Source organism: Burkholderia sp. LMG 13014, assembly GCF_905232215.1.
Taxonomy (GTDB): Bacteria; Pseudomonadota; Gammaproteobacteria; order Burkholderiales; family Burkholderiaceae; genus Burkholderia.
Genome location: NZ_CAJNKE010000144.1, coordinates 1 through 12107 on the forward strand (window position 1 = coordinate 1; position 12107 = coordinate 12107).

The 12107-nt window shown below is 65.1% G+C and carries 10 protein-coding genes and 1 pseudogene; 5 read left to right on the plus strand and 6 right to left on the minus strand.

Features of this window, described 5'->3' with window-relative positions:
- Positions 1 to 55: 55 nt before the first annotated feature.
- Positions 56 to 517 (minus strand): (2Fe-2S)-binding protein, encoded by a 462-nt coding sequence (locus tag JYJ84_RS16490; RefSeq protein ID WP_021162969.1) that lies wholly within the window; start codon positions 515 to 517, stop codon positions 56 to 58.
- Between the two features lie 181 nt (positions 518 to 698).
- Between JYJ84_RS16490 and JYJ84_RS16495 the strand changes: the two genes are divergently transcribed.
- On the plus strand, positions 699 to 1622 hold the full coding sequence (locus JYJ84_RS16495; RefSeq protein WP_175220179.1) for an AraC family transcriptional regulator: 924 nt from the start codon (positions 699 to 701) through the stop codon (positions 1620 to 1622).
- Positions 1623 to 1659: 37 nt separating this feature from the next.
- On the opposite strand, the gene JYJ84_RS16500 is transcribed toward JYJ84_RS16495, so the two are convergent.
- Genes JYJ84_RS16500 through JYJ84_RS16520 form a run of 5 tightly spaced genes read right to left on the minus strand, consistent with a single transcriptional unit; the run spans position 1660 to position 8248 of the window.
- A complete protein-coding gene (locus JYJ84_RS16500) occupies positions 1660 to 4311 on the minus strand; it encodes a glycosyltransferase family 2 protein (RefSeq protein ID WP_175220181.1) in 2652 nt (883 codons plus the stop codon).
- A 26-nt stretch (positions 4312 to 4337) separates the two neighbouring features.
- On the minus strand, positions 4338 to 5741 hold the full coding sequence (locus JYJ84_RS16505) for a UDP-glucose/GDP-mannose dehydrogenase family protein (protein ID WP_174955774.1): 1404 nt from the start codon (positions 5739 to 5741) through the stop codon (positions 4338 to 4340).
- A gap of 35 nt (positions 5742 to 5776) precedes the next feature.
- On the minus strand, positions 5777 to 6766 hold the full coding sequence (gene galE, locus JYJ84_RS16510) for a UDP-glucose 4-epimerase GalE (protein ID WP_175220183.1): 990 nt from the start codon (positions 6764 to 6766) through the stop codon (positions 5777 to 5779).
- Positions 6763 to 7770 carry a UDP-glucuronic acid decarboxylase family protein gene (locus JYJ84_RS16515; protein ID WP_175220185.1) on the minus strand — a complete coding sequence of 336 codons (1008 nt, stop codon included), beginning with the start codon at positions 7768 to 7770 and terminating at the stop codon, positions 6763 to 6765. Before JYJ84_RS16515 ends, galE begins: the two co-directional genes overlap by 4 nt.
- Positions 7763 to 8248, minus strand: coding sequence for a hypothetical protein (locus JYJ84_RS16520; protein WP_236027628.1), 486 nt, complete (start codon positions 8246 to 8248; stop codon positions 7763 to 7765). The genes JYJ84_RS16515 and JYJ84_RS16520 overlap by 8 nt, the downstream gene beginning before the upstream one ends.
- Before the next feature lie 1626 nt (positions 8249 to 9874).
- Here JYJ84_RS16520 and JYJ84_RS16525 point away from each other — a divergent pair.
- The 4 genes and pseudogenes from JYJ84_RS16525 to JYJ84_RS16540 form a co-directional block, all read left to right on the plus strand.
- Positions 9875 to 10198: a hypothetical protein gene (locus JYJ84_RS16525; RefSeq protein WP_122947631.1), complete on the plus strand. Its 324-nt coding sequence runs from the start codon at positions 9875 to 9877 to the stop codon at positions 10196 to 10198.
- Between the two features lie 112 nt (positions 10199 to 10310).
- The gene (locus JYJ84_RS16530; protein ID WP_122947630.1) at positions 10311 to 10901 is read left to right on the plus strand and encodes a hypothetical protein; all 591 of its coding nucleotides are present in this window, start codon (positions 10311 to 10313) and stop codon (positions 10899 to 10901) included.
- A 74-nt stretch (positions 10902 to 10975) separates the two neighbouring features.
- Positions 10976 to 11257 (plus strand): hypothetical protein, encoded by a 282-nt coding sequence (locus JYJ84_RS16535; RefSeq protein ID WP_122947629.1) that lies wholly within the window; start codon positions 10976 to 10978, stop codon positions 11255 to 11257.
- A 44-nt stretch (positions 11258 to 11301) separates the two neighbouring features.
- Positions 11302 to 12107: pseudogene (locus JYJ84_RS16540) on the plus strand (chemotaxis protein CheA); the annotation flags it as partial.

A 12107-nucleotide genomic window follows, 5' to 3' on the forward strand; every position in this document is an offset into this window, starting at 1 on the left:
AACGTGCGGCGCGACGGACGCACCGAACCGGTGTTGTCGAGTTCGATCGTCATGGTCACGCTCCCAGCGTTGCGGCCGCGTCGTGGATCGCCGCCCGGATGCGGGCGTAGGTCGCACAGCGGCACAGGTTGCCGTTCATCGCGGCATCGATGTCCGCGTCGGTCGGCTTCGGGTTCTGTTCGAGCAGCGCGGTGGCCGACATGATCTGGCCCGACTGGCAGTAACCGCATTGCGGCACCTGCAGCTTGACCCAGGCGGCCTGCACGGCCTGCGCGGGCTTGCTCTGCAGGCCTTCGATCGTCGTGATGTGCTTGCCCGCGATGCCGGCGAGCGGCAGCACGCACGAGCGGACGGCCTGGCCTTCGAGATGCACCGTGCACGCGCCGCACTGCGCCATGCCGCAGCCGAACTTCGTGCCGGTCAGTCCCGCGTGTTCGCGAATCGCCCAGAGGACGGGCATCGACGGATCGGCGTCGAGCGTGACGTTCTTGCCGTTCAGGACAAACGAGGTAGGCATTGTGATTGTCTCCGTGGGGAAAACCCGGCATGCGCCCGGTCAGCGGGCAGTGTGCGCGAGCAGCGGATTTTTGCGTCTACCCAATCCTGCAAATTTATTGAACAATCCTGCAAATCCCGGGCAGGCCGCGGGCGGTTTCGCTATGCTCCCGCGACATGAGGAAATTGATCGAGGAAGTGTCATGGACATGACCGATATCGTGGCGTCGCGCGAATCCGGGCGGCGCGAACTGGCGATGCTGATCGGCCGTTTTGCGCCGGCGGACGGCTCGCATTCGACGGCCGTGCCGGGCCTGATGCTGCACCGGCACACGCGGCCGGTCGATCTCGGCTGCGGGGTGTCGCGGGCCGCGCTCGTGATCGCCGCGCAGGGCGCGAAGCGCGTGATCGTGGCCGGCCAGGCTTACGAGTACGACACGCAGAATTGCCTGATTACATCGATCGACTTGCCGATCCTGTCGCGCGTGACGCGCGCGTCGCCGGACGCGCCGTACCTGTGCCTGTCGCTGACGCTCGATCCGCAGCGCATCGTCGAGCTCGCGGCCGAGATGCGGCTGCCGGAACCCGACGCGGGCCCCGAAGGCGAGGGGATCGCGCTCGCCGAGCTGACGCCGCCGCTGCTCGATGCCGCGCTGCGGCTGTTGCGGCTGCTCGATACGCCGGCCGACATTCCGGTCGTCGCGCCGCTGATCGAAAAGGAACTGCTGTACCGGCTGATAACGAGCGGGCAGGGCACGCGGCTGCGGCATATGGCGATCGCGGGCAGCCAGACGCACCGGATCGCGCGCGCGATCGAATGGATCCGCGATCACTTCGCGGAACCGATGCGCGTCGAGTCGCTCGCGCAGGCGGTCAACATGAGCGTGTCGTCGCTGCACCATCATTTCAAGCACGTGACGACGCTGAGCCCGCTGCAGTACCAGAAGCAGTTGCGGCTGCACGAAGCGCGACGGCTGTTGCTGCGGCAGGGCGGCGATGTCGGGTCGGTGGCCGCCGTCGTCGGCTACGAAAGCGCGTCGCAGTTCAGCCGCGAATACAGCCGGCTGTTCGGCGCACCGCCGATGCGCGACGTCGTGCAGTTGCGGAAGAAGGAACTGCTCGGCTGACGGTCGACGGCTGCCGCACGGCCGGTTTCCGGTCGTGTCATCTGGCGACCACCGACGTCTGCAGGAACGCCGGCGCGATCCGCCAGTCCGGCACATAGTGCGCCGGCCACGCGCCCGGCGTATCGACCGCGTTGAAATACACCACGGCCTTCAGCAGCGGATAACGCCACAGCGACCGCTGGAATTCATCGAGCGCCTCGCGTTTGCGCGCATTCGACCCGTCGACGCCGAGCTCCGTGACCATCACCGGCAGCCCGTAGTCGGCCACGCGTTCGTACTTGGTCCGCAGGATGCTCGCGGCGGAGGCGCGGCCGCCAACCGGCCAGACCGCGCAGCGCGGGCAGTCGAACACGGACAGGCCGATGTCATCCACGTAGCCGCGGCCCGGGAAATAGTCGTCGAGGTTCCGGTTGCCGGCCGGCGACCACACGAAGCGGATCTGGTCGGTCATCGTGCGGCACGTGGTCACGACCCGCCGGTACGCATCGACGTAGGCCGCTGCGTCGCCGATCGCCCACGGATAGCGTCCGGTGTCGGCCTCCATCTCGTGGCCCCAGCGCACGAACACGGGGCTCTTCAACGCGGCGAGCGCCGAGCAGGTGGCCGCGATCCGCGCGTCGTAGCGTCCGTGCGCGATATCGTCGAGCAGTGCGCCCTGCCGCGTGTCGCCGGCCGCCCACGGCTCGACGGTCAGTATCAGTGAACGGTTGCGCGCCTGCGCGTTCTGGTACGCATCGTCGATTTCCGCGCGGATGTCGGGCGCGTTCCACGACACGAACACATGGTCGAACGCGAGATCCCGGCTGGCCGCGAGTGTCTTCTCGGGATCGTACGCGCCGAGTTCGGGCTGCTTCACCGGTTCGCCCGGCACGGGCGCAATCACGGCCGGCAAGCCCGAGCGCCACATCATCGCCTGCCAGCCTTTCGGCGCGCGCAGCCCGATGCCCGACAGCAGCATCGCGAGCGCGATGACGAACAGCGCGTTGCGCACGGGCAGGCGGCTGAAGAACATCTGCCGGAACGCCGACCACTCGAGCCCTTGCTCCCTGCCGTGATTCACCGCGACGACGGCCGCGATCGCGAGATACAGGATGCTCGTCAGCGTCGAGAACAGATAGAAGCCGGCGGCGTTGCGCGGATTCTCGACCGTGACGACGGGCAGGCTGCAGAACAGCGAGATCAGCAGATACGGCGCGACCACGCGCAGCGGCGCATCCTGTTCGATCGTGCCGCCTTTCGGCGTGACCTTGAACGGAAATTCCTTGCCGCGCACGCAGTCGAACACCGCCGACGCGCAGCCGAGCACGACCCACGGCCAGCGCGCGAACACGAACGACAGTCCTTCCCACGACAGCAGCTTCGTATTCAGCGGGCGGCACGACTGGGTCGAATGCGTGGCCCAGGTCACGACGCACAGGATCAGCACGGTCAGCGGCAGCGAGTAGGTGAGGTACGTGAGGTAGTCGACGTGCGCCCATACGCGCCCGGTAAGCAGCGCGACGACCGGAATCACGACGCTGCCGGCCATCGCGAGCGCGCACAGCGGGTACCACAACTGGCAGAACAGGAACTGCGCCTTCAGCTTCAGCGGCAGCCCCATGAAATAGTGACGCGTGTAACGCAGCATGATGATCATCACGCTCTTGGACCACTGGAATTCCTGCGTGGCCAGGTCGCCGAACGTGCGCGGCCCTTCGCCGTTCGCGATCGCGTTCAGCGCATGCATGCCGCGCCAGCCCTTCGCATTGAAGATCATCGTGGTCGAGTGATCCTCGGCGAGTTCGGGCCCGAGCCCGCCGATCTCGCGCAGCGCGCGGCAGCGCACCGCATAGTGCGAGCCGATGCACAGCGGCGCGAGGCCGCCCGCATAGCCGGCCTGCATCGTGCCGTGCAGCGGCCCCTCGACGTTCACGCGCCCGCGTGCGCTCCAGCTTTCGGCCGCGTTGCTGTCGCAGATGCTCGGCGCCGACACGTAGCCGACTTCCGGATCGATGAACGGCCGCAGCATCTCCTCGAGATAGGTACGGGTCGGCACGTGATCGGCATCGAGCTGCGACACGAAATCGTAGTTGTCGTAGCCGACCGTATCGTAGAAGTACGTGAGATTGCCTTCCTTGCACTTGGTCCGGCGCGGCCAGCTTGCGCGGTGGTACGCGGCAATGCCGCGCCGCGTCGACACGAATACGCCGTGTTCGCGACACCAGTCGAGCGTCTCGGGCGATGGGTCTTCATCGGCGAGCCACGTATCGTGCGGGTAGGTCTGGTCGAGCATCGCGAGCATCGTCGTGCGGACGATGTCGAACGGCTCGGACGGCGCCTTGGTGACGACCATCGCGACGCGCCAGTCGCGCGGCACCGGCAGCGCGGGGTTCGGCACGACTGCCGAGCGGATGATGAAGATGAAGTAGCCGGGAATGAAGGTGGTCCAGAACAGCACGAAGCAGTTGACGCCGAAGCGGAATGCGTCGACATAGTGCTCGTCGCGCAGCCACCAGCGCCAGAAGATGCCCAGCGCGACGAACCAGCACAACGCGAGGATATGGAAGACGATCCGGGTCCCGCTGTCCATCAACGGGACGAGGAGCGGGGCGTCCGCGTGCGGCGATGCGGCGCGATCCCCTTCCGGGGCGATGGTGTCGGCCGTATCCGGCGCAGGGCCGCCGGCAAGCGACGCAACCAGCTTCTTCATGGTGTTCTCCCGTCAAGGTCAGACCATCAGTCTTGAAGCAGGCCGCGCTGCGGCCGGGTGTCCCCGCTCACGTGCTGTTGTTCCGGTGCCGGGTTGGCCGGCATGCGTTCGCCGCACGAGCGGCCCACGCGTTCGTAGCGGCGAAAGCCGCTGTCGACGGCCAGCCGTTCGCTGAACAGGTTGCGCATGTCGAGCATCACGGGATCGGCCATGTGATCCGCGAGGTCGGCGAGATCGAGTGCCTCGAACGCTTTCCATTCGGTCATCACGACGACGGCGTCCGCGCTGCGCACCGCGTCGATCGCGGAGCCCTCCATGAACACCTGCGGCAGCAGCCGCGACGCCTCGTGCGGACGCGCCGGGTCGTATGCGCGGATATGCGCGCCCGCGCCGACGAGCAACTGGATCACGTCGATGCTCGGGCTTTCGCGCACGTCGTCGGTCTGGCCTTTGAACGTGAGGCCGAGCACCGCGATGCGCTTGTCCTTGATCGAGCCGCCGCACGCCTTCTCGATCCGGCGCAGGATCTGTTCCTTGCGCAGCGCGTTCGATTCGATGGCCGCGCTGACGATGCGCAGCGGCACCGCATGTTCGGAAGCCGTCGCTTTCAGCGCACGCGTGTCCTTCGGGAAGCACGAGCCGCCCCAGCCGGGGCCGGCCTTCAGGAACGACGCACCGATGCGGCGGTCGAGGCCCATGCCGTTCGCGACGAGTTCGACATCGGCGCCCACGGCTTCGCACAGGTCCGAGATCTCGTTGATGTAGCTGATCTTCACCGCCAGGAACGCATTCGCCGCGTATTTCACGAGTTCGGCCGTTTCGATCTCGGTCGCGAGCACGAGGTGGCCCGTCGCTTCCAGCGGCGCATAGATGGCCTTCATGATCTCGATCGCGCGCGGATGCTCGGCGCCGAACACGACGCGATCCGGATGCATGAAATCGTCGATCGCCGAGCCTTCGCGCAGGAACTCCGGATTCGACGCGATCGCCGCGTCGACGCCATCCGGCGCGCAGCGTTCGACGATCTGCTTGACGGTCCGGTTGGTGCCGACCGGCACCGTCGACTTCGTGACGACGACCGCGAAACCGGTCAGGTTCGATGCGATCTCGCGCGCGGCCGCCTCGACGTACTGCAGGTCCGCCTGGTCGGTGCCCGGCAGCGTCGGCGTGCCGACCGCGATAAATACCGCGTCGCGATCGCGCACGCACGCCGCGAGGTCGCTGCTGAAGCGCAGCGTGCCGCGTTCGACGTTGCGTGCGACGACGGTGTCGAGGCCCGGTTCGTAGATCGGCATGCAGCCTTCGTTCAGCGCGTCGATCTTGCCGAGGTTGTTGTCGATGCAGACGACGTCATGCCCGAGATCCGCAAAGCACGCGCCGCTGACCAGCCCGACATAGCCGGTGCCAACGATGGCGATCCGTACCTTCATGGTGATTCCCCTGGGTGGCGTACAAGGAAACTGGCTTACTTTCCGGATGCGAATTGCAGTTCTTTCTGAAACCACGCCGCGGCGTGTTCGACCATCGGCTCGATCGCGGTAAAACGCGGCCGCCAGCCGAGCACGAGCGCGGCCTTCGTGGCGTCGGCGTACAGCGCGGGCGGATCGCCCGGGCGGCGCGCGGCCGTCACTGTCGGCACGCGGCGGCCCGTCACGGCTTCGACGGCGCGCAGCGCGTCGAGCACCGACGTTCCTTTGCCGGTGCCGAGATTCAGTGCGACGCTGTGGCCGCCGCTGCACAGATAGTCGGTCGCCTTCAGGTGTGCATCGGCGAGGTCGCTCACGTGCACGTAGTCACGAATCGCCGAGCCGTCGGGCGTCGGGTAGTCGGTGCCCATCACCTGGAACGCGTGGCCCGTGCCGAGTGCCGCGCGGATCGCGAGCGGCAGCGCATGCGTTTCCGGTTCGTGGCATTCGCCGATCATGCCGTCCGGGTCCGCGCCCGCCGCGTTGAAGTAGCGCAGTGCGACCCACTTCAACCCGTACGCGCGCTCGAAATCGGCGGCCATCCGTTCCATCGCGTACTTGGAGAAGCCGTACGGATTGATCGGCAGCTGCGGCGTGCGCTCCGAGATCGGCAGTACGTCCGGAATGCCGTAGGTCGCGCACGACGACGACATCACGATCCGGCCGACGCCGGCTGCGTGCATCGCGCTCAGCAGCGTGCAGGTGCCCGTGACGTTGACCGTGTAATAGCGGTCGGGGGCGAGCACCGATTCGCCGACGTAGGCGAGCGCGGCGAAATGGATCACGACGTCGGGCCGATGCGCGGCGAACGCCTTCGACAGCGCGTCGCGGTCGAGAATGTCGGCCGCGACGAGCGGCCCCCATCGAACCGCGTCGCGATGGCCGGTCGACAGATTGTCATAGGCGACCGGCTCATGTCCCGCTGCCGCGAGCGCCTTGCAGGTATGGCTGCCGATATAGCCCGCTCCGCCTGTCACGAGCACTTTCATGTCGTGGCCCCGGTCAGGCGCAGCACCGGCTCGAGCCACAGTTCCCGGCTGAAATAGTCGACGGTCCGGCGCAGGCCTTCGTCGAGATCGATGGCCGGCCGCCAGCCGAGCTCGGCCGACGCGATCGAGATGTCGGGCCGGCGCAGGTGGGGATCGTCGATCGGCAGCGGCCGGAACACGAGCTCCGATTTCGAGCCCGTCATCGTGAGCACTTTCTCCGCGAGCTCGATCATCGTGAATTCGCCGGGATTGCCGATGTTGACCGGCGTGCCGACGTTGCGCTCGGCGCGCATCAGGCAGAAGAAGCCGTCGATCAGGTCGCTGGCGAAGCAGAACGAGCGCGTCTGCTTGCCGTCGCCGTAGATCTCGAGCGGCGCGCCGTTGAGCGCGCCGACGATGAAGTTCGACACGACGCGGCCGTCGCGCGGCGACATCCGCGGGCCGTAGGTGTTGAAGATGCGCGCGACGCGCACGTCGATGCCGTGCGTGCGGTAGTAGTCGTAACACAGCGCCTCGGCCGCGCGCTTGCCTTCGTCGTAGCACGCGCGCGGGCCGATCGTGTTCACGTTGCCGCGATAGGTTTCCGTCTGCGGGTGCACGCCCGGGTCGCCGTAGATTTCGCTGGTCGACGCCTGGAACACCCGCGCGCCGGTCTTGCGCGCAAGCGCGAGGCAGTGGTTCATGCCGAGCACGTTCGTCATCATCGTATGGACGGGATCGATCTGGTAGGTGGGCGGCGACGCCGCGCACGCGAGATTCCAGATCTCGTCCACCTGCAATTGCGGCAGGCCGAGCGAGACGTCGCCCTTCACGAACTCGAAGCGGCCGGACGCTTTCAGGTCGGCGACGTTGAGCTTGCGTCCCGTCAGCAGGCTGTCGATGCACGTGACGGACGCGCCTTCCATGACCAGGCGCTCGCAGACGTAGCTGCCGAGAAAGCCGGCGCCGCCCGTCACGAGGACGCGCTGACCGGCGCGCGTCTCGAGCGCGACCCTGTCATTCATGGCTTTCTCCTTCGTCGTTCAGCTCAGGGAACCCCACGTCGATCTGCTCGACGGCGGCGCGCACGCGCTCCATCCCGCTGCACGGGTAGCGTGTCGGCGAGCGCCGGTTCGCATGGGCTGATGTCGACGAAGCGCCGCGACAGGCGCTCCGGTTTCGCTGACTACCCCGTTGATGCTTGAACGACGCAAGCGTCGCTCGATCGGTGGTGATCTTCATCGCCTTTTCCCCGATACGCTGATTGGCGAGCAGACCGCCGCCCGTGATCTTGTGCCCAGGCGTGCCGCTCGGTGAGAGCCGGAGATCAGGCAATCGGCATGCCATGGACGATGCCGTCGCGATGCGCGGGACGCGTGGCGCCGTGATTGCCGCGTAATTGCCGCGCGATAGACGCGCTTTTGTTTCATGCGTGTATCGTGGGGACAGGAAAGCGAGCAGGCCAATTGCCGGGTCGATGCAATTCGATACGACGAAACGCACGATAAATCAGGCTTTTGCGGGAATGGGTTCGTCAAACAGGTGTTGAATTTGAATGTTTCATCAATGAGAAATGCGCTGATAACGGATTAAAAACGTGTCTCGAATGCGCTGTTCATCGAATGATTTGGGGTATGAAAAGCAGGGCGAATGAAAGCGCGAAAAGGATGAACGGAGTCCGGGTGAGGTCGCAAGTTTTCATTTGTTTTAATTATTACGGGAGCGTGCAGGATTTCTTTTTTTCGGCCGATTTCGATGCTCGACCGTAGTGTGATCGTGTCGGTATTTTCACGGATGAATCAAATTCGTTTCGGTCATCAGGGGAAACACGTGTCGACGACTTGTCGGAGGCTGCTCTGTCGGGCCCTCAACGCTCGGTGGCGGGCGAATCGATTCTCGTTTGTGATGGCGCGGGAGGGGGCCGCACATGCCGCGACCCACGGTTCGCAAGCGGAAATGGCCGTGTCGCCCGCCCTGCACGGCCGTGCGCTTCTCAAGTTTGAAACACCCGTTCATCTGGCCATCCGGCGCAGGCCCGCGAGCCGGATTCGTCCGTCTAATCCGGCTATTGCATCGCGGCGCTCAACGATCGCCGAGGGTGCCAAACGGTTGTTGCGATACATTCCTGAAACAAAAAATGTCGATCCCGGCGCTGCGGGCCGCCGTGGCGGCCGTTTGCCGTGCGCAATATGCGGTGGAATATCACGTGGCACGCTGCTTGCGGTATTGGACGCACCGGCGGGCGGCCGACACGAAGTAACGAAGAGGTGGGGCGGCCAACTCGTCAATAAGTAGTCGGGGAAACGGCGATGAAGACCATAAGCAGTAGCTTGATCGGCGCGTACTTTGCGCATCAGTGGGGGAGTCGGAAAGATCGGGGAGTCGCTCGCGACGCTGTGCCAGCATCGCGGGCTGCTCTGTACCGGTTTCTTGCCCGCCGCGCGCTTCGCGTGCTGGCGCGGTTGTCGCGCCGCACGGCAGTCGGGCGACAGCGGGGCTCGCTTTCATGCAGTTCACCCGGATGGATCAGGCTGTTCGTGCCGGACAGCGTGATGCCGATTCGTTCTCGGCCGTACAGGGTCGCTTCGATCGCGCCAGGCCCATGCCGGCGCCGGCCGGATTAGATCGAACACCCGTCGGCCGGATTATCCGGAAGACCTTTCGTCGACAGTTCAGGGAGAAGCCATGCCACCTGGCTGCAATGCAGGCCCGTTGTCGCCCGGTTAAAGGGTGTATTTTCAACGGCGCTGCATTTTGCGGTGGTTAATGTATTCGCGAATTTCGATTCCGGAATGGCATGCCGCGTGCCGGTATGCCGTCCGGCGGGGTGTCGAATATCGCGGGCCGGAAAGGTGTACGCATCGTTCCGGTTTATCAAATAATTGTGTTTTCGATATCAGGCGAATGTTCATAAAAATAATCGAAAACACCTATCAGAAAAATTTGGATAACTAAAAGTCACGAAGCTAAGCTTCGTCTGGCCAAAATCACAAATAATTTTAATTGAAAAGGCAATGGTCTTTTCTAATTGGATAGTGATCCTTATTTTTTGAGGATTGCTCAAGTCAGGAAGGTTGATGGCGTGCGATCTTCCTGGCTCACTCCGTTCACGCCGTTTTGGAGTCGACCATGAAGAAGCTTCTGATTGCAGCAGCAGTTCTGGCGGTTTCGGGTGCAGCGTTCGCTGGCAGCGGCACGGTATCGACCAGCAATTCGTCGAGCGGCGGTTCGACGATGGCCGGGGTCGTCGGGTTCGGCGTTTTCGGCGCGACCGATTCCGGTGCAGCGCTCGGCGCAGCTGGCGCAACGGCCGGCCATGGCAGCAGCGGCTCGATCTCGTACACGAACCACACCAACACCTCGCAAGTGGGCGGCTTCGGCTTCGGCGGCGCACAAGCAGGTGGCAACAGCGGCGCGAATGCCGGCTCGATCGGCTGGACGACGCACTACTAAGCGGCGGAGCGTAGCGTTCGTCAATGGCTGGCGGTACGGACGCCGGGTTTCGCTCGATGGGGGGCAGGCCCGGCTCCGCCACCGCCGAACTCACTCACAGCAAGGGATTGCTATGAAAGCCAACGTCATATTTGCGACAGCGCTCACCGTCTTATCGTCGGCTGCGATGGCAGCGGGTTCGTCCACGACCAACCAGACGCAATCCGTTGCGGCTGGTGTTTCAGGGTCGGTGCTGGTCGGTTCCGGCAGCTATACCAGCAATTCGACTTCGACGGCGGGCGCGAATGCGGGCAGTACCGTAACACCCGCTGGTTCCGCCGGCACGGCATCCGCTTTCCACAACTCGACTTCGACGGCCAGCGGTTCGGGCACGAACGGGGGCGCGTTTGCGGCAGGCGGCGGTATCGGTGCCGCAGGCTCGTACGGTGGAAACAGCAGCACGAACGAGAACGCGAATGCGCTATCGGGAGGGGTAACCGCCACGATCGTACTCGGCGCGAACCACTATACGGCTGCGGGCGGAAACGACCAGGGCATTGCCAACGCAGGTGCCGCTGGCCTGACGGGCAGTGGTGGTTCGGGCGCGATCGCGGGTTCGGATCACATCAACTCGTCGACCGTGTGGAGTACCGGTCCGGCCGGCTCGCCGTCCGCGGCGGGCGGGAGCCAGGGCAGTTCGAGCGCGACCGGAAGCAGTCATTAGTCAGGTGTGGGGGGACCAGTTTCCCAGCGACGCTGGTCTCTTTTCCCCACATTGTTGTCACGTAAGGAGTTGGCATGAAGCAGAAAGTGATTGCCGCCGCTCTGATGCTCGCGTCTCTGACGGCGTATGGCGCTGACCGTATTGCCGACGACGTGCAATCGAATTTGCAGACGTCAAACAACCCTGACCAGACAACCAAACCGTCAGAACAACAAGCGCTTTCTTCCGGAAGTGCCATCGGCGGACCCGACGCCCAGCAGTGGCAGGGCATGTCGGCCGGCTCATGGTCCCAGCTGGGCAACGGCTGGAAACAGTTCGGAGAAGCAGGCAAAGCTGAAGGGAATCAGGGGAATTAGTACGGTTGCCTGGGTGGGAGGTCAAACCTCGTCCGGAGAGTGAAATGAACAGCAACAGGATCAAGGTGGCATGCGCAGCGATGTTCGCGATGACCACGATCGGCGCCCAGGCGCAAACCGCCGATTCGACTTCGAGCGCGCAGTCGTCGACGTCGTCGACGGCGGTCAGCCAGGGCGGCGGCTCGAGCATGAACACGAACAACACGAGCTCGCGCGGCGGTAACGCCACCAGCTCCAGCGGGGTTCGCAGCAGCGGCAATTCGAGCGTGAACGTGAACGTGACGATGCCGTCCAGCACGAGCGGCGGCACGAGCGTGACGCCGCAGTCGCTGCAGTCGTCCGGCTCGCCCGGCACCAACCCGTACAACACCCAGTCGGCGGAGAACGTCAATTACTCCGGGACGCAGACGATCAAGACGAACCCCGCGATCCAGGCGCCGGGCCTCACGACCACGCTGTCCGATACCTGCATGGGATCGGTGAGCGTCGGCGTGTCGTTCCCGGGGTTCGGCGCGACGGGCGGCACGACACTGGTCGACCAGGCCTGCGTCCGGCGTCTCGATGCGCGTGAATTCCGTGCGATGGGCCTGACCGACGTGGCGCTTGCGCTGCTTTGCCAGAGCGACGCGAACCGGCGTGCGGTGGAAGCGACCGGGCACCTGTGCCCGGGTACGACCGCGCCGCTCGCCCGTTCGAACGTGGCGCCGAGCGCAGAAGCGACGGTCGCCGACGACGTGAAGTATCACGATCCGATCGTGCGCGACCGCATGGGCCTGCCGCCGCTGGGCGCTGCCGCGCCGGCACCTGCGCAGCCCCGCCCGGTGGCGACGACCTCGGTGCAGGCGGCACC